Origin of the sequence: Streptomyces sp. NPDC006193 (genome assembly GCF_040613915.1) — a bacterium.
Taxonomy (GTDB): Bacteria; Actinomycetota; Actinomycetes; order Streptomycetales; family Streptomycetaceae; genus Streptomyces.
Genome location: NZ_JBEXTB010000028.1, coordinates 37,055 through 57,001, shown reverse-complemented (window position 1 = coordinate 57,001; position 19,947 = coordinate 37,055). Strand labels below are relative to the sequence as shown.

Below are 19,947 nucleotides of genomic sequence, written 5' to 3'. Positions count from 1 at the left end.
CGAGGGGCGCAGCCGGACCCGAGGGGCGCAGCCGGACCCGAGGGGCGCAGCCGGACCCGAGGGGCGCAGCCGGACCCGAGGGGCGCAGCCGGACCCGAGGGGCGCAGCCGGACCGGGGAGCGCAGCCGGACCCGAGGGGCGCAGCCGGACCGGGGAGCGCGGCCGGACCCGAGGGGCGGGCCGAGCGCATGCGTGAGGGGCGGCCACCGGGTGGTGGCCGCCCCTCCTGAGCTCTGTCTTCGGGTCCGCCGACGGGTCAGCGGCCCTGTTCGTCCCTGCGGCGCTGCCAGCGCTGCTCGATCCGGTCCATCATGGAGCGCTTGGGCCGCACCTGGCGGACGCCGGGGGGCTGCTCGCCCGGTTTGGGCGCCTTGCGCCAGCCGGTGACGGCGAGCACGGCGCAGCCCAGCATGACGAGGAAGCCCACCACGCTGACCCAGATCAGCTGCGCGACCATTCCGGCCATGAGGAGCGCGATACCCACGAGGAAGCCCGCGACCGCCTGGTAGACCCGCCGCCGGGTGTACGTCCGCAGCCCGTTTCCCTCAAGCGCTGACGCGAACTTGGGATCTTCGGCGTACAGCGCTCGCTCCATCTGCTCGAGCATGCGCTGCTCGTGCTCCGAGAGCGGCACGGAGTCCTCCTCATCGTGCGGTCGCCGGGGCGACCCGGGGGGTCCCTTCAGGATAGGCAGGGAATCGCCCCCGTGAAACCCGCCCCTCTGCGCCAATTGGCCAACCGGAGTCCGTCATGGGCGTCCCGGCTCGCTGAGGCTTGCATTCCCCGGCGGCCGACCCGTCATGCCGGGCGGTGTACCCCGATCATACGGCGCGGACCGTGCGATCGGAGGGGCTTGTGGCGTACTCCATCCAGCGCCGGGACGCTGATCAGCGGCCGGTCCGCGCGGGGTCCTCAGGCCCCTGCCGCACCGGCGGTCTCGCCGAGCACATGGAGCTGCGTGGCGACGGAATGGAAGGCGGGGAGCTCGGCCGCGGCGGCCTCCAGGCGCAGCAGCGCGTCGAGCGCACCGGGCTCGGTGTCCACCAGGACGCCGGGCACCAGGTCGGCGAAGACCCGCACCCCGTGCACCGCGCCGACCCGCAGGCCGGCGCCCTCGACGAGCGCGGTGAGCTGCTCGGCGGTGAAGCGGCGGGGCATCGGGTCGCCGGTGCCCCAGCGGCCCTCGGGGTCCTGGAGCGCCTGCCGGGCCTCGGTGAAGTGACCGGCGAGGGCACGGGCGAGCACGGCTCCGCCGAGGCCGGCGGCGAGCAGGCTGAGGACGCCTTCGGGGCGCAGCGCGGCGACCGCGTTCCGGATGCCCTCGGCCGGGTCGTCCACGTACTCCAGGACGCCGTGGCACAGGACGGCGTCGTACCGCCCGCGCTCCACCACGTCGAACAGGCCGTGGGCGTCGCCCTGCACACCGGTGACCCGGTCGGCGACACCGGCCTCGGCGGCGCGGCGCTCCAGCGCGAACAGGGCGTTGGGGCTGGGGTCGACCACGGTCACGCGGTGGCCCAGCCGGGCGAGCGGCACGGCGAAGTGGCCGCTGCCGCCCCCGGTGTCGAGGACGTCCAGCGCGTCCCTGCCCGTGGCCTTGACCCGGCGGTCGAGGGCGTCCTGCAGGACCTCCCAGACCACGGCGGTGCGGAGGGAGGCACGGGGGCGAGGAGGGTCGGAGCGCGGCGGCGTCGTGCGGGAAGGGTGGGGGGAGACGGGCGGGCGCATCGGGTCCGACACGGCAGTGACTCCTCGGCAGGGCGGAACGCTTCAGGCGACCTCCACCCTATTGCCTTCCGCCGCCGCGCCTGGTCACAGCGGTGACGCGCCCCTGCCGGACGCCTCGCCCGGCCGGGTCCCGCCCGGGCCCACCGGCCCGGCCCCCTCGCGACCACCGGACGCCGATGACCGCCGGGTGCGGGTCACCACCCGGCACCGGGGACCGCTGGGCCGCCGGTGACCACCCGGCACCGGCGACCGCCGGACGCCGGTACCCCGCCGGACGCCGACGAACCAGCGGGTGCAGGTGACCGCCGGGGCGCCGGGGACCGCCCGTCACCCGTGACCGCCCGGCACCGATCGCCCGACGGACGCCCTTGACTTCCGGGCCGCCCGGCACTGCCCGGCACGGTGACCACCGGACGCCAGCAACCCGGTGGGCGCCCATGACCACCCGGCACCGGACGCCGATGACCGCCGGGCCGCCGGCGACCAACGGGCCACCGGTGACCACCCGGCACCGGCGACCACCGTGCGCCGGGGATGTCCCGGCAAGTCCGCCCGCGGCACGCGGCATGCGGTACGCGGTACGCGGGCGGACGGGACCACTTGACGCCCGGCCGACAGCCCGTCCGCGGCACCGGCGGGCCGCCAGCGGCGACGGTGGGCCCTTTGACAGCTGGGCCGTCGCCTTCGGCCTATGCAGGCGGTCGGTGGGCCGCTGCCGGAAACCGGCGAACCTCCGGTGACCGGTGAGCCGCTGGCGCTCGCAGGGGCGCCGCCCGCGCCGGCCGCGAGCCGTCCGCCGGATCCGGTGGGCGTCCCGGCGGGGCCCGAGCCCGGACGGTGGGCCGGGTGCCGCGGGGCGGCGACCGGTCGTGCGGGCGCCGCCGGTCAGCCCGTGTCCGGGAGGCCGCCTCCCTTCCCCGGGGCGCCCCGGTCGGCGTCGGTGTCCTGGCGGGGCTGGGGCAGGACCGGCTGGAGGACCAGCATCCGCTCCACGATGCGGAGGAACATCGCCACGTCCCGTATCAGGTCGTCGGCGTCCCGCCGGCCGGCGGCCCCCCGGATGCCCGCCTCGGCGCGGGCCCGGCGGGCGGCGCCCGAGGCGAACAGCGCGCTCCACTCGCTCAGCTCGGGGGCGATCTCGGGGAGGACCTCCCAGGCGCTGCGGATCCGGGCCCGGCGGCGCGGGGAGGTCTCGGGCCGGCCCCGGGCGGCCAGCACGGCCGCGGCGGTGCGCAGGGCGGCGAGGTGGGCGGTGGCATAGCGCTCGTTGGGAGTGTCCAGGACGGTGGCCTCCTCCAGTCCGGCGCGGGCCTGCGCGAGCAGGTCGAGGGCGGCGGGCGGGGCCGTGGCCCGGCGGAGCACGGGGTGCACGTCGCTCGCCGGGCCGGTCAGTGAGGGGGCAGGGCCGGAGGCGCGGCGCCGACGGGCGGCGGCTGCGGACGGGTTGGCCATGACGAACCTCCTGTCGTCTGGGTGACGGCACGTATGCCGTATGTGCCCATCGTGAGGTATGCCACTGACAATCCGTTCTGACCTGCCCTTTTGCCTCGCGCAGGGGTTCGGGCGTATTTTTGCACTGACCAGTCAGTTCAATAGCGGCAGGGGGGCTTGTGGACGGCACGGGCGGCACGGCCGGCGCGGACGTCAGGGCCGAGGGCCTCGGGCTCAAGGGGCCGAGGGGGTGGGCCTTCCGCGGCGTCACCCTCGACGCCGGGCCCGGCTCGCTGATCGCGATCGAGGGACCGTCCGGCTCCGGCCGCACGTGTCTGCTGCTCGCGCTCACGGGACGGATGAAGCCCACCGAAGGAGTGGCCGCCGTCGGCGGGTTCAAACTCCCCCGGCACATGGCGGCCCTGCGCCGGGTCAGCGCGGTGGCCAACGTGCCCGGCGTGACCGACCTCGAGCCCGCCCTGACCGTCGGGGAACATCTGCGGGAGCGGGCCCTGCTGCAGCGGCGCTTCGGCGAGTCCCTGCGCGAGCTGCTGAACCCCCGCCCCCACCGCGCGCACGAGGCGCGCCTGCGCGTGGACGCGGCCCTGGCCGCCGCCGGACTCGACCTGGAGAGCCTGCCCAAGGGCGCGCGGACGCCGGTCCGCGACCTGGAACGGCTGGAGGAGCTGCGGCTGTCCGTCGCCCTGGCCCTGATCGGCCGGCCCCGGCTGCTCGGCGTGGACGACGTCGACATGAAGCTCTCGGACGCCGAGCGCGCCGAGATGTGGGACCTGCTGCGGTCCCTCACCCGCGCCGGGACGACGGTCGTGGCCGTGAGCCGCACCGCACCCGCGGACTGCGTGGCCGTGTCCACCGGGACGAGCGCCACCCCCGCGAGCCCCACCCCCGCGGGTGCCGCCGCCGCGAGCACCACCCCCGCGAGCACCACCCCCGCGAGCACCACCCCCGCGAGCACCACCGCCGCGGATTCCGGGAGTTCCACCGACACCGGCCGGCGGTCCGCCCCCGAGGCCGGCGCCGAGGGCAGCGACGCGAAGGAGGAGGCCGAGGATGCGCTCACCGAGGCTGGCCGCGCTTGAGCTGAGGCGTTTCGGACGCGGGAGGCTGCCGCGCGCCGCCCTGGTCGCGCTGCTCGTGCTGCCCCTGCTGTACGGCGCGCTGTACCTGTGGTCCTTCTGGGACCCGTACGGGCGTCTGGACCGCATACCGGTGGCGCTGGTGAACGACGACGAGGGCGCCACGGCGGACGGGAGGAGGATCACCGCCGGCGACGACATCGCCGGCGGGCTGCGCGACAGCCGGACCTTCGCGTGGCACGAGGTGAGCGACGAGGAGGCCCGCAGGGGCGTCGAGGACGGCACCTACTACCTGTCGCTGACCATGCCGGCCGACTTCAGCCGCCGGATCGCCTCCAGTTCCGGCGACTCCCCGGAGACCGGCGCCCTCCGGGTGCGCACCAACGACGCGAACAACTACATCGTCGGCCAGATCTCCCGGACCGTCTTCAACGAGGTGCGCGCGGCCGCGTCCAGCAAGGCGTCCCGCTCCTTCCTGGACAAGATCTTCGTCTCCTTCTCCGACATCCACGACGAGACCGTCACCGCCGCGCGGGGCGCCGACCGGCTGAACACCGGCATCGGCAAGGCGCAGAAGGGCTCCGAGGAGCTCGCCGACGGGCTGAAGGAGGCCAAGGGCGGCAGCGGCAGGCTCGCCAGGGGGCTGAAGAAGCTGGACACGGGCGCCGGTGACCTCGAGGACGGATCGCGGCAGGTCGCCGAGGGCACCCAGCGGCTCGCGGACAAGGTCGACGGGGTCCACGCGAAGGTTGGACCGTTCCTGAGCCGCAACGAGAAGACCATCGGCGACACGGCCCGGCTGGTGTCCGACTCGGCCAGGGCGGTCGAGGACAACCTCGACGTCCTGGTGCGGCACGCGCCGGGCGCCGCCAGGACGGCCCACGCCTCCGCCGCCGTCCTGGCGGAGGTCTACGCGGCGCGCTGCGAGAGTGCGACCGCCCCGGCCCCGGATCCGGCCTGCCCGGAGCTGAAGCGGGCGAAGAAGGCCGCCGCCGAGGTCGCCGCCGTCGCCGACGACCTCAACACGCTCATCGCCGACCAGGACGGCGACCTGAAGACGATGCGGGACAACCTCACCGCGCTGCGCGAGCAGGCCGACGCCCTCGCCGAGCGCGCGCCCCACCTCTCGGAGGACGTCGAGGACGCCGTCACCAGGATCGACAAGCTGAACAGCGGCGCGCACAAGGTCGCCGCCGGCGCCGAGAGGCTGCACACGGGACTGGGCACCGCCCGCACCGGCGCGGTGGAGCTCGACAAGGGCGTCGGCACGGCGAAAGCGGGCGCCGAGACCCTGAACGGCGGCCTGTACAAGCTGTCCGACGGCTCCGGGAAGCTGGCCGGCGGACTGCACTCGGGCGCGAAGAAGATCCCGGACTACGACAAGCAGGACCGCGACCGGCGCACCGGCGTGATGTCCGACCCGGTCAAGCTGGCCTCCCACGACCTGCACCGGGCGCCCAACTACGGCACCGGGTTCGCGCCGTACTTCATCCCGCTGTCCCTGTGGGTCGGCGCGATGGTGGCCTACATGCTGATCCCGCCGCTCAACCGGCGTGCCCTCGCGGCCGGCTCGCCCGCCTGGCGGATCGCGTTCGCGGGCTGGCTGCCGGTCGTCGCCGTGGGCGTGCTGCAGGTGGCCGCCCTGATGGCCGTACTGCACTGGGCGATCGGTCTGCAGATGCTGCGGGCGGCCGGCACCGTCGGCTTCCTCTGCCTGGTCACCGCCTGCTTCGCGGCGATCGTGCAGTGGCTGAACGCCCGCTTCGGCGCGGCCGGCCGGATCCTGGTGCTGGCGCTGCTGATGCTCCAGCTCACCTCGGCGGGCGGCACCTACCCGGTGCAGACGAGCCCCCGCTTCTTCAACGCGATCCACCCGTTCCTGCCGATGAGCCACATCGTGGACGCCCTGCGCCGGCTCATCACGGGCGGCGGCCTGGACCCGGTATGGCAGGCCTGCGGGGTGCTCGCCGCGTACACGGCGGGCGCCCTCGCGCTGACCGCCCTCGCGGCCCGGCGCCACCAGGTGTGGACGCCGGCCCGGCTGCACCCGGAGCTGAGCCTGTGATCCCCGCGAGGCGCCCGCACGTGCGCGTAGCTGTGAGAATCGGGGCCATGGAAAGCAGCAGCGCCAGGTCCGGCGGCACGCGCCGCGAGGCCACCCGCCAGAAGCTCTACGAGGCGGCCGTCACCCTCATCGCCGAGCAGGGCTTCTCCGCGACCACCGTGGACGAGATCGCCGAGCGGGCCGGAGTGGCGAAGGGCACGGTCTACTACAACTTCGCGAGCAAGTCCGTTCTCTTCGAGGAGCTGCTGAGGCACGGCGTGGGCCTGCTCACCGCCTCGCTGAAGGAGGCGGCCGAGCGGACCGCGGCCGCGGGCGGCGGCAAGGTGGACGCGCTGGACGCGATGATCCGCGCGGGCCTGGTCTTCATCGACCGCTATCCGGCCTTCACCCAGCTGTACGTCGCCGAGCTGTGGCGCACCAACCGGGCCTGGCAGTCCACCCTGATGGTGGTGCGGCAGGAGGCCGTCGCGGTGGTCGAGGGGGTGCTGCGCGAGGGCGTGGCGGCCGGGGAGTTCAGCGAGGAGATCGATGTGCCGCTGACGGCGGCGGCGCTGGTCGGCATGGTGCTGGTGGCCGCGCTGGACTGGAAGTCCTTCCAGCCGGAGCGCTCCCTGGACGACGTCCACGCGGCCCTGTCCCGGCTGCTCCAGGGGCGCGTGAGCGGCAGGGTCTGAGCCTCGGCGGCCCGCTCCGCGACCCGCGTGCACGAGGAGGGCGCCGGTCCGAACCGGACCGGCGCCTTCCCCTTCCCCCGTGCCCCCGTGCTTCCCTCCCGCACTCCCCCGTGCGGGCCCCCCGCGGACCCCCGTGGCGGTCTCCCCCCGGTTCCCCGTGTCTCGCTTCCGCCGGCGAAGCGGCGGAAGGAGCGGCCGGCGGGCGGGCGCCGTTCCGCCGCCCCGTGTCGGCGGTGCCGGGCCACGCCCCCTGCCGTGCCTCCACTCTCCCGTTCCGGGGGCGGTCGCCCCATCCGCGCGGGTACTCATCTGCGCGTCTGAGTACGGGTACTCAGCCGGCCGTCCGCATGCCCGGCGCCATGGGCCGCCCGCCGGGTTACCATCGCGTCCGTGCCGGTACTCCCCCTGGTCTTCACCAGCGGCTGGGCCAGTGGCATCAACGCCTACGCGGTGGTGCTGCTGCTCGGCCTGTTCGGCGCGACGGGGGTGAGCGACGACGTCCCGCAGACCTTGCAGCGCCCCGAGGTGCTGATCGTGGCGGGCGTGCTGTTCCTGTGCGACTCCGTCGCCGACAAGATCCCGTACGTCGACTCCGCGTGGGACCTCGTGCACACGGTGGTCCGGCCGCTGGCGGGCGCGTGGGTGGGGGCGCTGCTGGCCGGGCAGAGCGGCTCGCTGCCGGACGTGGCGGCCGGTGTGCTGGGCGGGTCGACGGCGCTGGCCAGCCACGCCGTCAAGGCCGGGACGCGGATGGCGGTCAACACCTCGCCGGAGCCGTTCAGCACCATCGTGCTGAGTCTCGCCGAGGACCTCGGCGTCGGGGGCGTCGTCGCGTTCGCGATGTTCCACCCGGAGGCGGCGGCCGTCGTCGCGGCCGTCCTGCTGGCCGGCGGGCTGCTGCTCCTGCTGTTCCTCGTCTCGCGCATCCGGCGGTTCCTGCGCCGCCGGGCGCAGCGGCGCGAGGAGCGGCGGCCGGCCTCCCGGGCCCCCTGAACGCCGCTGCGCCCGGCGGCCCGGCGGCGGACCCGCAGGCGGCGGTCGATACAGTCGCGGGCATGGCACGGATTGCGGTGATCGGCGCCGGGATGGGCGCGATGGCGGCCGCCGCCCGGCTGGCCGTCGCGGGCCACCGGGTGACGGTGTACGAGCGGACGGAGACGTACGGCGGTGCGGTGCGCCGCTTCGAGCGGGACGGGTTCCGTTTCGACACGGGACCGGGACTGCTGACGCTGCCCGCCGTGTACCGCGACCTGTTCGTCAAGACCGGCAAGGAGCCTTTGGAGGACTGCGTCGAGCTGGTCCAGGTCGACCCCTCGTCGCGGCACGTCTTCCCGGACGGCACCGCGGTGTCCCTGCCGAACGCCTCCCGCGCGGGCGTGGTCGCGGCCCTCGACGAGGCGCTGGGCGCGGGGGCGGGCGAGCGGTGGGGCGACTTCCTGGTGCGGGCCCGGGAGGCGTGGGACCGCACCCGCCGGCCGCTGCTGGAGGAGCCGCTGTGGCCCGACTGGGGCGTGCTGACGGAGAAGGAGCCGTATCCGGGCGTCGCCCACCGGCGGCTGCTGCGCACACGGCGGGCCGTGAAGCTGCACGAGATCGGCTCCTGGGAGCTGCGCGACCGGCGGCTGGCGTCGCTGCTGGAGTGGTACGCGCTCGCCTACGGCGTGGACCCGGGGACGGCCCCCGCGAGCGCGGCCGTGCTGCCGTACATGGAGCACGCGTTCGGCACCTGGTACGTGCGCGGCGGTGTCCGGGAGCTGGCGCGCGCGGTGTACGAGCGGTGCCGGAAGCGGCGGGTCGAGTTCGTGTTCGGCGCCGAGGTCACCCGGATCCTGGACGAGGACGGCCGGGCGGCCGGGGTGGAGCTGGCCGACAGGACGGTGGCCGAGGCGGACATCGTGGTCGGCGGCGGGCCCGCGCGGCTGCCCGCCCTGACGGGCCGGCGGGTGTACGGCCCGGAGGCGTTCCAACCGGACCCCGAGGACCGCCGCCCGGGCCGGGTCGTGGTGTGCCTGGCGCTGCGCGGCGCGCGGGAGGCGGGCGCGGTGCACCGCACGGTGGTGCACGCGGCCGACGGCGAGGGCGATCTGGACCTGTTCCGGCACGGGGTGCTGCCCGCCCTGCCGACGACCGTCGTGGACCGGCCGGACGACCCGTCGCTGCGCCCCGACGGGGACCACGAGAGCGTGGTGCTGACGTCGACGGTGCCGTCGGCGGCGGAGTACGACTGGGCCGCGGCGGGGGCCGCCGACGACTTCGCGGACCGGATGGTGGCCGCCGCCGAACGGGCCGTGCCCGGCCTGCGCGAGCGGGTGCTGTGGCGCGAGGTCCGCACGCCGCTGGACACGGAGCGGGAGACGGGCGCCGCGGGCGGGGCGGTGCCGCCGCCCGCGCTGGCCGCGCCGGAGGGCGTCCTGCATCCGGCCAACTCCACGGCGGTGCCGGGCCTGTACGCCGTCGGCGGCTGGTCCCACCCCGGCGGCGGCCTGGCCCACGCGGGCATGTCGGGTGCGCTGGTGGCGGGACTGATCGTGGAGGGCCCGGACTTCCGCGGCTCCCGGTGAGCGCACCGCCGGTGAGCGGACTCCCGGTGAGCGGACTCCCGGTGAGCGGACCGCGCCCGCCCCGGCCCGGTGGACCGGGGTCAGGGCCGGGCGCGGGCGGGTGTCAGTAGCGGTACTGCTCGTCGTGTCCGGGGCCGGGGTGGGGTTGTCCACCCGTCTGGTCTGGGTACGGCTGCTCCTGCGGGAGTTCGCCGCCGTAGGTCTCGTCGGTGCGCTGCTGCGGCACCCACACCCCGCCGGCCGGGGTCTCGCCGTAGCCGCCGCCGGCGTACGGGTCCTGCGGGTAGCCCTGCTGCTGGCCGTAGCCCTGGTCGTAGGAGCCGTAGGGCTGGGCGCCGATGTACGGGTCGGAGTAGTTGGCGTAGCCCTGCGGGCCGGCGTCGTAGCCGTAGTCCTGCTGGGCGTAACCGGAGTAGTCGTAGGCGTAGCCCTGCTGGTCGGCGGGCTGGGACGGGGCGGTGTCCGGGTAGGCGGCGCCGCCGTGGACGCCGTAGGCGCCGGTGTCCTCGGGGAGGAGCTGCGGTTCGTGGAGGCCGGCGGTCCCGGGCGCGCGGGAGGGGGCCGGGGTGAAGACGTCGTCCCGGTCGTAGTCGTCGTAGCCGCCGAACGCCCGGCCCTCGCCGTAGGCGGTGGGGGCGGCCTCCGGGAGGCCGGCGGCCCCGGCCAACTCCGGCGCCGAGGTCCGCGTCTCGTGCCGGTCCGCCCTGCCGCGGCGGCGCTTGCTGCCGCCGCCGGTCTCGGGGGCCGCGGGGCGCTTGACCGCCCAGCCGGCCGCGAAACCGCGGCGGAACGACAGCGTGACGTAGGTCTGGCCGACCGCGAAGGCGATCGCGCCGATCCCGATGACGACGACGGACGGGATCAGCACCCCGAGCACGACGCCGAGGAAGCCGGCGAAGGCCAGGAGCCGCCAGCGCAGCCGCGCCTTGTACTGCAGCAGCACCTCGCCCAGCAACCACAGCGCGACGACGCCGAACGCGATGTAGAGGACCGTCCAGCCCATGTACGCCCCTCTCCCAGTGGCCGCTACGCAGTGTGTCGTATCGCGAGGCGGCCGGTCTAGGCCTGCGGGGGGTGGTGCAGGCCCAGGTTCTCGTAGATTTCCAGGGTCGCCGTGGAGTTGTTGAGCGTGATGAAGTGCAGTCCGGGCACTCCTTCGGCCAGCAGCCGTGCGCAGAACTCCGTGGCGAACTCGATGCCGATCGAGCGTACCGCCGCCGGATCGTCCTTCGACGCGAGGATCCGGTCTTTGAGGGCGTCCGGGACGCGGGCGTTACTCAGCGTGGGCAACCGTTCCAGCATTCTGACACTGGTGACCGGCAGGACCTCCGGGATGACCGGGGTGTCGCAGCCCGCGGCCGCGACCCGGTCCCGCAGCCGCAGGTACGACTCGGGCTGGAAGAACATCTGTGTGATGGCGTAGTCGGCGCCGGCCCGGCACTTGTCGACGAAGTGGGCGACGTCGGTGTCCCAGTCCGCCGACCGCGGGTGCATCTCCGGGAAGGCGGCGACGCCGACGCAGAAGTCGCCGGACTCCTTGATGAGCCGGACGAGTTCGGCCGCGTACGTCAGGCCCTGGGGGTGCGGGACCCACTCGCCCATGGGGTCGCCGGGCGGGTCGCCGCGCACGGCGAGCATGTTGCGGATGCCGGCGTCCGCGTACTGGCCGATGATGTTGCGCAGTTCGGCGACGGAGTGGTCGACGGCGGTGAGGTGGGCGACCGGGGTGAGCGTGGTGTCGGCGACGATCTGCTGGGTCTCCTTGACCGTGCCCGCGCGGGTGGAGCCGCCCGCGCCGTAGGTCACGGAGACGAAGTCGGGGGCGACCGCCTCGACCCGCCGGAGCGCGCTCCACAGGTTCCGCTCGCCCTGGGGGGTCTTCGGCGCCGAGAACTCGAACGAGTACGTCCGCTTGCCGGTGGCGAGGATGTCGCGCACGGTGCGTGCGCGATCAGTCCTGGTGGATGCGGTTCCGAGGGCCATACCCGCAGGTTAGCCAGGGGCGGCCGGACCCCCAACCGGACGGAGGCGAATTGACCGGGATTGCCGGGCTCCTGTCCAGTACGTGGACAGCCGGGCGGTGACAGGCCGTGACGGCACGGCGGTGGACGGCACAGCGGTGGACGGCACGGCGGTGGACGGCACGGCGGCAGCGGGCCCGGCCGGGTCCCCGCGGGCCGGCCGGCCTCAGCCGGCCTCGCGCAGCCGCTTCGCGAACTCGGCGGCCGCGGCGCCCGGGTCGTCGGCCTCGGTGATCGCCCGGACCACGACGACCCGGCGGGCCCCCGCGTCCAGCACCTGGTCCAGGTTGGCGAGGTCGATGCCGCCGATGGCGAACCAGGGCCGGCCGGTGCCGAGGGCCGCCGTGTGGCGGACCAGGCCGAGGCCGGGGGCGTGCCGGCCGGGCTTGGTCGGGGTGGGCCAGCAGGGGCCGGTGCAGAAGTAGTCCACGCCCTCCTGGACGGCGGCGGCCTCGGCCTCCGCCTCCGCGTGCGTGGAGCGGCCGATCAGGACGTCCGGGCCGAGGACGGCGCGGGCGGCCGGGACCGGCAGGTCCCCCTGCCCGAGGTGCAGCACGTCGGAGCCGGCGGCGTGGGCGACGTCCGCCCGGTCGTTGACCGCGAGGAGCTTGCCGTGCCGGGCGCAGGCGTCGGCGAACACCCGCAGATGCTCCAGTTCCTCGGCGGCCTCCATGCCCTTGTCGCGCAGCTGCACGATGTCGACGCCGCCGGACAGCACCGCGTCCAGGAACTCGGGCAGGTCGCCCTGGCGCGTGCGGGCGTCCGTGCACAGGTACAGGCGGGCGTCGGCGAGGGCGGCGCGGGCGGTGTCGGACATGCGTGGATCCCCCCGAGGTCGGGTGCCTGGTGGTGCGGGTGGCGTACGGGCGCGGGCCCGCACGCCACCCCCTGATGCGGGTCGGCTCAGACGGCGAGCGCCTGGGCGCGGCGCTTCACCTCCGTGCCGCGATTCTCGCTCAGGGCCTGCGCGGGGGTGCCGGGCAGGGTCGGGTCGGGGGTGAAGAGCCACTCGATCATCTCTTCGACCGTGAAGCCGTCGTCCCGCAGCAGCGTCAGGGTCCCGGTCAGGCCCTTGACGACCTTGTCCCCGTCGATGAAGGCGGCGGGGACGTGCAGCGCCTTGTTCTCACCTCGGCGTACGGCGATGAGCTGGCCCTCCTTGACCAGCTGCCGGACACGCGTCACCTCGACGCCGAGCATCTCGGCGATGTCGGGCAGGGTGAGCCAGGCGGGGACGAGAGCATCGATCTTTGCGTCAATCTCGGTCACGGAAACCAGCCTAGGCGCTCCGCCGGTCCGGCCGCGACGGGAAGTGGCGGGAGTGTGTGGTGCGCGCCGCCGGGTCCGTCGTGGCTGCTCGGGGGCGCCCGCGCGTCCCGGGCGCGGATCGCAGGGGGCGCCGGTCAGCCGGCCGTGGCGTCCTTCAGCGGCCGGGCCGGGTCGGCCAGCGCCCGCGCGTCCATCCGCCGGCCGGCCTCGATCAGCTTCCGGCCCTGCGCCAGGTCCCGGGGCCGGCCGACGGCCAGCAGGGCCACGAGCCGGTCCTCGCGCAGCCAGCACACCGTCCAGGACGGGCCCGCCGGGTCGCCCCGCCACACCAGGCGGTCGGCCGCGCCGTGGTGGCCGGCGTACTGCACGAACCGGCCGAACTGCTCGGACCAGAAGTACGGCACCGGGTCGTAGACGGCGGGGGTCTCGCCGAGGATGTCCGCGGCGACCGTGCGCGGGCCCTGCAGGGCGTTGTCCCAGTGGTGGACGAGCAGCCGTTCGCCGTAGCGGGCCGACGGGAAGGAGGCGCAGTCGCCGACGGCGTACACGTCCGGCAGCGAGGCGCGCAGCCGGTCGTCGGCGAGGACCTCGCCGTGCGCGCCCAGTTCGATGCCGGAGCCGGCCAGCCAGGCGGTTGCGGGACGGGCGCCGATGCCCACCACGACGGCGCCCGCGGGCAGCCGGGTGCCGTCGGCGAGCAGCACCGCGCCGGGCTCGACGCGCTCCACGCGCGCGTGGGTGCGCAGTTCCGCGCCGGCGTCGGCGTACCAGGCGGCCATGGGCGCGGCGACCTCGGCGGGCAGGGCGCCGGCGAGCGGCCGGCCGGCGGCCTCCACGACGGTCACCGCGCAGCCGGCCTCGCGGGCGGCCGTGGCGAACTCGGCGCCGATCCAGCCGGCGCCGACGACCACGATGTCCTGCTGGCGGGCGAGCACGGGCCGCAGCCGTTCGGCGTCGTCCAGGGTGCGCAGCAGGTGCACCCCGGGCACGCCCTCGGTGCCGGGCAGCGTGACCGGTTCGGCGCCGGTGGCGAGGACCAGGACGTCGTAGGGCACCGGGCCGGTCCCGGTGTCCAGCTCGTGCTCGGCGGGGCGCACCCCGTGGACCTCGCAGCCGAGCCGCAGCTCCACGCCGAGGGCCTCGAAGTCCACGTCGAAGGCGGAGCCCTCGGCCTTGCCGAGCAGGACGGCCTTCGACAGGGGCGGCCGGTCGTACGGCTGGTGCGGTTCGGCGCCGATGACGGTGACCGCGTCCCGGAAGCCCTGTTCGCGCAGGGCGACCGCGGTCTGCACCCCGGCCATGCCCGCGCCGACGACGACCACGCGCCGTCCTCCTGACCTGCCCTGCTGCGCTGTCTGCTCGCTCACCCGATCACCTTAGACAATTGACGGTCCGTCAGTCAGGGGGCGTGCTCGGCGACCTCTTCGACCACGCTCGTGCCGGAGCCCGGCCGGGACTCCCACTCCCAGCTCTCCTCCAGCCGCACCCGTCCGTCCGGCAGCTCCACGACCGTGGACCGGCAGTGCCCCGAGGCGGTCGTGCCGTCGGTCCCGAGCTGCACGTACCGGAAGTCCAGCCGGTCGCCGGCGCGCGTGCCGACCAGATGGCCGCGTACCACGTCGCCGCCCGCGTACTCGGCCCAGATCCGGCCGTCCTCCTCGTGGTACGCGAAGCGGGTGCGGGCGCCCACCTGGCCCGGAGCCTGGTCCGCCACCGGGGCGAGGACGAGTCCGTCGAGCGACCGGGCCATGCGGGGCTCCCTTACGGGTGAGGGGCGGGGCGGGCTAGGGTGGCCACCGTACAAGCACTCGCGGGAGCCCGGACGCACCGGGCTGAGAGGGAGGCTGGCGGCCTCCGACCGTACGAACCTGATCCGGGTCATGCCGGCGAAGGGAGGGGCTGGACGCCCATGTCGTCACGTACGTCCGACGTCCTCGTCATCGGGGGCGGGATCATCGGCCTGGTCACGGCCTGGCGGGCCGCGCAGCGCGGGCTCGCCACCGCCGTGGTCGACCCCGAGCCGGGCGGCGGGGCCGCGCAGGTCGCGGCCGGGATGCTGGCCGCGGTCACCGAGCTGCACTACGGCGAGGAGACGCTGCTCGCGCTGAACCTGGAATCGGCGCGCCGCTACCCGGAGTTCACGGCCGAGCTGACCGAGCTGACCGGGCACGGCCTCGGCTACCGCCGCTGCGGCACGCTCGCCGTCGCGCTCGACGCCGACGACCGCGCCCACCTGCGCGACCTGCACGCCCTGCAGCAGCGCTGCGGGCTCGCCTCGCAGTGGCTGTCCGGGCGGGAGTGCCGGCGGCTGGAGCCGATGCTGGCGCCCGGGGTGCGCGGCGGGCTGCGCGTGGACGGGGACCACCAGGTCGACCCGCGGCGGCTGGCGGCGGCCCTGCTGGCCGCGTGCGAGCGGGCCGGTGTGGTGTTCCACCGGACCTGGGCCGAGCGGCTGGACGTCGTCCGGGACCGGGCCGCCGGGGTCACCACGACCGGCGGCGCCGCACTGCGCGCGGACCAGGTCGTGCTCGCGGCCGGCAGCCTGAGCGGCCGCCTCGCGGGCGTGCCGGACACACTGCTGCCGCCGGTGCGGCCGGTGAAGGGGCAGGTGCTGCGGCTGACCGTGCCGCGCCGGTACGCGCCCTTCCTGAGCCGCACCGTGCGGGCCGTGGTGCGCGGCGGCCACGTCTACCTGGTGCCCCGGGAGGACGGCGAGCTGGTCGTCGGGGCCACCAGCGAGGAGCTCGGCTGGGACACCACGGTCACGGCCGGGGGCGTGTACGAGCTGCTGCGCGACGCCCACGAACTGGTCCCCGGCATCACCGAGCTGCCGCTCACCGAGACCCGGGCCGGGCTGCGCCCCTGCTCTCCCGACAACGCGCCGCTGCTCGGCCCGTCCGGCCTGGACGGGCTGCTGCTGGCCACCGGGCACCACCGCAACGGGGTGCTGCTCACGCCGGTCACCGGCGACGCGCTGGCGCACGCCCTGGCCACCGGGGAACTGCCCGACGAGGCACGCCCGTTCACACCGCTGCGGTTCGGCGCGGCGCACGGACGACGACTGGAGCAGCCGGCATGAGCACTACCGTCACCGTCACCGTCTCCGTCAACGGCGAACCCCGCCGGGTCGCCGCGGGCACCGCGCTGGACGCTCTCGTGCGGACGCTCACCGCGGCGCCGCGCGGGGTGGCCGCCGCCGTCAACGAGACCGTCGTCCCGCGCGCGCAGTGGGCGGCGACCGCCCTCGCCGAGGGCGACCGGGTCGAAGTCCTCACCGCCGTGCAGGGAGGCTGAGCCGTGGCCGACGATCCCCTGGTCCTCGGAGGACTGACCTTCTCCTCCCGGCTGATCATGGGCACGGGCGGGGCGCCCAGCCTGGACGTGCTGGAGCGGGCGCTGGTCGCCTCGGGCACGGAACTGACCACGGTCGCGATGCGCCGGGTGGACCCCTCCGTGCGCGGCTCGGTGCTGTCGGTGCTGGACCGGCTCGGCATCCGGGTGCTGCCGAACACGGCGGGCTGCTTCACCGCCGGGGAGGCGGTGCTCACCGCCCGGCTGGCCCGGGAGGCGCTGGGCACCGACCTGGTGAAGCTGGAGGTCGTCGCGGACGAGCGGACGCTGCTGCCGGACCCGGTGGAGCTGCTGGAGGCCGCGGAGACGCTGGTCGACGACGGGTTCACGGTGCTGCCGTACACGAACGACGACCCCGTCCTCGCGCGGAGGCTGGAGGACGTGGGCTGCGCCGCGGTGATGCCGCTCGGCTCCCCGATCGGCTCCGGGCTCGGCATCCGCAACCCGCACAACTTCCAGCTGATCGTGGAGCAGGCGCGCGTGCCGGTGATCCTGGACGCGGGGGCCGGCACGGCGTCCGACGCGGCGCTGGCGATGGAGCTGGGCTGCGCCGGGGTGATGCTCGCGTCCGCGGTGACGCGGGCGCAGGACCCGGAGCGGATGGCCGCCGCCATGAGGCATGCCGTGGAGGGGGGCCGGCTGGCCCGGCTGGCGGGGCGGATCCCCCGGCGGTACCTCGCGCAGGCGTCGTCTCCGGCGGAGGGCATGGCCGTGCTCGATCCGGAGCGCCCCGCGTTCTGAACACGCGTGCGGCGGCGTCCTCGCCGCCGGGCGCACGCGGGTCGTGGGTGCGTCACAGGTCGGCTGCAGTCCCGCCCCGACGCGGGCGGACGGGGCGGTCCCGCCGGCCGCCCCTCGTAGACTCCTGGCGTGGATACGACCCTTCAGGACCCCCTCGTCGGGCAGGTGCTCGACGGCCGCTACCGCGTCGACGCGAGGATCGCGGCCGGTGGGATGGCCACGGTCTACCGGGCCCTGGACACCCGTCTGGACCGCGTCCTCGCGCTGAAGGTGATGCACCCGGCGCTCGCGGCCGACGGGTCCTTCGTCGAGCGCTTCATCCGGGAGGCGAAGTCCGTCGCCCGGCTCGACCACCCCAACGTCGTGCAGGTGTTCGACCAGGGTGCCGACGGGTCGTACGTGTACCTGGCGATGGAGTACATCGCCGGCTGCACCCTGCGGGACGTGCTGCGCGAGCGCGGGGCCGTGCAGCCGCGGGCCGCCCTGGACATCTTGGAGCCGGTGCTCGCCGCGCTCGGCGCCGCGCACCGGGCCGGGTTCGTGCACCGCGACATGAAGCCGGAGAACGTGCTGATCGGGGACGACGGCCGGGTCAAGGTCGCCGACTTCGGGCTGGTGCGGTCCGTGGACGCGGCGACCAGCACGACCGGCGCCGTCCTCGGGACCGTCTCCTACCTGGCGCCCGAGCAGATCGAGCAGGGCACCGCCGACCCGCGCGTCGACGTGTACGCGTGCGGCGTCGTGCTCTACGAGATGCTGACGGGCGGGAAGCCGCACTCCGGGGACTCCCCGGCCCAGGTGCTGTACAAGCACCTCCACGAGGACGTGCCGCCGCCCTCGGCGGCGGTGCCGGGGCTGCCGTACCAGCTGGACGAACTGGTCGCGTCCGCCACCGCCCGCGCACCCGGCGCGCGGCCGCAGGACGCGGTCGCGCTGCTCCTGCACGTGCGCGAGGCCCGCCGGGGGCTGACCGACGAGCAGCTGGACGCACTGCCGCCGCAGGCCCTGGCCGTGGAGCACGACGGCGCCGAGGACCGCACGCGCGTGATCCCGCGTTCGCCGACCGTGCCCCGGCCCCTGCCCGCCGGCGGGGACGCCCCCGCGGACGGCATCGACCGCACCGCCCGCTTCACGAGCCCGCCCGTGCCGCCGCGGGGACGCCCGGCGCGGCCCCGGCGCGCGGTGCTGGCGGTGATCGCCGCCGTCCTGGTGGTGTTCGGCGCGGGCACCGGGATCTGGTACATCAACTCCGGCCAGTTCACCACGGTGCCGCCGCTGCTGGCCAAGAGCGAGGCGCAGGCGAGGGAGCGGCTGAAGGACGCCGGGCTCGACGTGGGGAAGGTCGAGCGCGCCTACCACGACACCGTGGAGCGCGGCACGGTCATCAGCAGCGACCCGGCGCCCGGCGCCCGGATCCGGGAGCACGACTCGGTGACGCTGACGCTGTCGCTGGGCCCGAAGACGGTCGAGGTCCCGGACGTGGCCGGCCGGCCGCTGGCCGAGGCGCGGGCGCGGCTGAAGGCGAAGGGCCTGGAGCCGGGCATGGTCGAGCGCGACTTCAGCGACGACGTCCCCAGGGGCTCGGTGATCGGCACGACACCGCGGGCGGGCACCGAGCGGCACGCCGGGTCGGCGATCGCGCTGACCGTCAGCAAGGGCCGTCCGGTCGACGTGCCGGACGTCGGCGGCGACGACCCGGAGAGCGCGCGCCAGGAACTGGCGGACGCCGGGCTGAAGGTGCGGATCGCCGCCGGGCGGATCACCTCCGACCACGACAGGGGCGACGTCGCCGCGCAGAGCCCGCGGCCGGGCAGCCGGGCCGCCGAGGGCGACACGGTGACGCTGACGCTGTCCAAGGGCCCGGAGATGATCGAGGTCCCGGACGTGGTCGGGGACAGCGTGGACGACGCGCACCGGCGGCTGGAGGACGCCGGCTTCGAGGTGGACGAGGACCGCGGGCTGCTCGGGCTGTTCGGCGACACGGTGAGCGAGCAGTCGGTGCGGGGCGGCGACCGGGCGCCCAAGGGGGCGACGATCACGATCACGATCCGGTGACCGGGGTCCCCGGGGACCGCGCTGCGGGCGCGCGGGCGGGCATGACACCCTGAACGGGTGAGTTCCGTCGCGTCGCCCCTCCTCCCCCGCAACCCCGTCGGCGGCCATGTGCCGGTGGCCGGCGGCCTGCACTCCGTCGGCCTGTCGTACGCCCGGGCGCTGGAAGCCGAGGCCGTGCAGGTCTTCGTCGCCAATCCGCGCGGCTGGGCCACGCCCGCCGGGAACCCGCGGCAGGACGAGGCGTTCCGCGCGGCGTGCGCCGAGGAGTCGGTCCCGGCGTACGTCCACGCCCCCTACCTGATCAACTTCGGCTCGCACACCGAGGCGACCGTGGAGCGGTCGGTGGAGTCGCTGCGGCACTCCCTGCGGCGGGGGCGGCAGATCGGCGCGCGGGGCGTGGTGGTGCACACCGGGAGCGCGACCGGCGGGCGGGCGCGGGACGTGGCGCTGAAGCAGGTGCGCGAGCACCTGCTGCCGCTGCTGGACGAGCTGACCCACGACGACGACCCCTTCCTGCTGCTGGAGTCGACCGCCGGGCAGGGCGCCTCGCTGTGCTCGCGCACCTGGGACTTCGGGCCGTACTTCGAGGCGCTGGACGCCCATCCCAGGCTGGGGGTGTGCCTGGACACCTGCCACGTCTTCGCCGCCGGGCACGACCTGACCGGCCCGGACGGCATGCACCGGACGCTGGACGCGCTGGTGGAGACCGTCGGCGAGGGCCGGCTGAAGCTGATCCACGCCAACGACTCCCAGGACGTGGCCGGCGCGCGCAAGGACCGGCACGCGAACATCGGCGCCGGTCACATAGGCGAGGACCCGTTCCGCGCGCTCATGACCCATCCCGCGACCGAGGGGGTGCCGTTGATCATCGAGACGCCCGGCGGCAAGGAGGGGCACGCGGCGGACGTGAAGCGGCTGAAGGCGCTGCGCGACGGCTGACACCGGACGCGGTGG

Annotated in this window: 19 protein-coding genes and 1 riboswitch; of the genes, 10 read left to right on the top strand and 9 right to left on the bottom strand. The window is 75.4% G+C overall.

Annotation, left to right across the window (positions count from 1 at the left end):
* Positions 1-256: 256 nt before the first annotated feature.
* The 3 genes from ABZ261_RS23210 to ABZ261_RS23200 all read right to left on the bottom strand — a co-directional run bounded on the left by ABZ261_RS23210 (position 257) and on the right by ABZ261_RS23200 (position 3,180).
* A complete protein-coding gene (locus ABZ261_RS23210) occupies positions 257-634 on the bottom strand; it encodes a DUF3040 domain-containing protein (protein WP_356862102.1) in 378 nt (125 codons plus the stop codon).
* Positions 635-912: 278 nt separating this feature from the next.
* Positions 913-1,740: a methyltransferase gene (locus ABZ261_RS23205; RefSeq protein ID WP_356862100.1), complete on the bottom strand. Its 828-nt coding sequence runs from the start codon at positions 1,738-1,740 to the stop codon at positions 913-915.
* A gap of 873 nt (positions 1,741-2,613) precedes the next feature.
* Positions 2,614-3,180, bottom strand: a complete 567-nt coding sequence (locus ABZ261_RS23200) for an SAV_6107 family HEPN domain-containing protein (RefSeq protein ID WP_356862098.1) — start codon at positions 3,178-3,180, stop codon at positions 2,614-2,616.
* Positions 3,181-3,338: 158 nt separating this feature from the next.
* Between ABZ261_RS23200 and ABZ261_RS23195 the strand changes: the two genes are divergently transcribed.
* From ABZ261_RS23195 to ABZ261_RS23175, 5 genes are all read left to right on the top strand, one after another.
* Entirely contained in the window at positions 3,339-4,259 is a 921-nt protein-coding gene (locus tag ABZ261_RS23195) for an ATP-binding cassette domain-containing protein (protein WP_356862096.1), read from the top strand.
* The gene (locus ABZ261_RS23190; RefSeq protein ID WP_356862094.1) at positions 4,231-6,321 is read left to right on the top strand and encodes a YhgE/Pip domain-containing protein; all 2,091 of its coding nucleotides are present in this window, start codon (positions 4,231-4,233) and stop codon (positions 6,319-6,321) included. Before ABZ261_RS23195 ends, ABZ261_RS23190 begins: the two co-directional genes overlap by 29 nt.
* 47 nt (positions 6,322-6,368) lie before the next feature.
* Positions 6,369-6,995: a TetR/AcrR family transcriptional regulator gene (locus tag ABZ261_RS23185; protein ID WP_356862092.1), complete on the top strand. Its 627-nt coding sequence runs from the start codon at positions 6,369-6,371 to the stop codon at positions 6,993-6,995.
* A gap of 390 nt (positions 6,996-7,385) precedes the next feature.
* Positions 7,386-7,988, top strand: coding sequence for a DUF4126 domain-containing protein (locus ABZ261_RS23180; RefSeq protein WP_356862090.1), 603 nt, complete (start codon positions 7,386-7,388; stop codon positions 7,986-7,988).
* 62 nt (positions 7,989-8,050) lie between these two features.
* Positions 8,051-9,556, top strand: coding sequence for an NAD(P)/FAD-dependent oxidoreductase (locus ABZ261_RS23175; RefSeq protein WP_356862088.1), 1,506 nt, complete (start codon positions 8,051-8,053; stop codon positions 9,554-9,556).
* Between the two features lie 103 nt (positions 9,557-9,659).
* On the opposite strand, the gene ABZ261_RS23170 is transcribed toward ABZ261_RS23175, so the two are convergent.
* The 6 genes from ABZ261_RS23170 to ABZ261_RS23145 all read right to left on the bottom strand — a co-directional run bounded on the left by ABZ261_RS23170 (position 9,660) and on the right by ABZ261_RS23145 (position 14,596).
* Positions 9,660-10,559 carry a hypothetical protein gene (locus ABZ261_RS23170; protein WP_356862086.1) on the bottom strand — a complete coding sequence of 300 codons (900 nt, stop codon included), beginning with the start codon at positions 10,557-10,559 and terminating at the stop codon, positions 9,660-9,662.
* A gap of 56 nt (positions 10,560-10,615) precedes the next feature.
* Entirely contained in the window at positions 10,616-11,539 is a 924-nt protein-coding gene (gene metF / locus ABZ261_RS23165; RefSeq protein ID WP_356862084.1) for a methylenetetrahydrofolate reductase [NAD(P)H], read from the bottom strand.
* Positions 11,540-11,743: 204 nt separating this feature from the next.
* Positions 11,744-12,394 carry a thiamine phosphate synthase gene (gene thiE / locus ABZ261_RS23160; protein WP_356862082.1) on the bottom strand — a complete coding sequence of 217 codons (651 nt, stop codon included), beginning with the start codon at positions 12,392-12,394 and terminating at the stop codon, positions 11,744-11,746.
* 86 nt (positions 12,395-12,480) lie between these two features.
* The gene (locus tag ABZ261_RS23155; protein ID WP_356862080.1) at positions 12,481-12,846 is read right to left on the bottom strand and encodes an Rv2175c family DNA-binding protein; all 366 of its coding nucleotides are present in this window, start codon (positions 12,844-12,846) and stop codon (positions 12,481-12,483) included.
* A gap of 134 nt (positions 12,847-12,980) precedes the next feature.
* The gene (locus ABZ261_RS23150) at positions 12,981-14,213 is read right to left on the bottom strand and encodes an FAD-dependent oxidoreductase (RefSeq protein ID WP_356862078.1); all 1,233 of its coding nucleotides are present in this window, start codon (positions 14,211-14,213) and stop codon (positions 12,981-12,983) included.
* A 32-nt stretch (positions 14,214-14,245) separates the two neighbouring features.
* Positions 14,246-14,596: a hypothetical protein gene (locus ABZ261_RS23145; RefSeq protein WP_356862076.1), complete on the bottom strand. Its 351-nt coding sequence runs from the start codon at positions 14,594-14,596 to the stop codon at positions 14,246-14,248.
* A gap of 50 nt (positions 14,597-14,646) precedes the next feature.
* Positions 14,647-14,758: riboswitch (TPP riboswitch) on the top strand.
* Between ABZ261_RS23145 and thiO the strand changes: the two genes are divergently transcribed.
* From thiO to ABZ261_RS23120, 5 genes are all read left to right on the top strand, one after another.
* The gene (gene thiO / locus ABZ261_RS23140) at positions 14,756-15,925 is read left to right on the top strand and encodes a glycine oxidase ThiO (protein ID WP_356862074.1); all 1,170 of its coding nucleotides are present in this window, start codon (positions 14,756-14,758) and stop codon (positions 15,923-15,925) included. Its footprint overlaps the riboswitch before it by 3 nt.
* A complete protein-coding gene (gene thiS, locus ABZ261_RS23135) occupies positions 15,922-16,140 on the top strand; it encodes a sulfur carrier protein ThiS (protein ID WP_356862072.1) in 219 nt (72 codons plus the stop codon). The genes thiO and thiS overlap by 4 nt, the downstream gene beginning before the upstream one ends.
* Before the next feature lie 3 nt (positions 16,141-16,143).
* Complete coding sequence (locus tag ABZ261_RS23130; RefSeq protein WP_356862070.1) at positions 16,144-16,938, top strand: thiazole synthase; 795 nt, start codon at positions 16,144-16,146, stop codon at positions 16,936-16,938.
* A gap of 129 nt (positions 16,939-17,067) precedes the next feature.
* Positions 17,068-18,993 carry a Stk1 family PASTA domain-containing Ser/Thr kinase gene (pknB, locus tag ABZ261_RS23125; protein ID WP_356862068.1) on the top strand — a complete coding sequence of 642 codons (1,926 nt, stop codon included), beginning with the start codon at positions 17,068-17,070 and terminating at the stop codon, positions 18,991-18,993.
* Between the two features lie 57 nt (positions 18,994-19,050).
* A complete protein-coding gene (locus ABZ261_RS23120; protein ID WP_356862066.1) occupies positions 19,051-19,932 on the top strand; it encodes a deoxyribonuclease IV in 882 nt (293 codons plus the stop codon).
* The last annotated feature ends 15 nt before the right edge of the window (positions 19,933-19,947 follow it).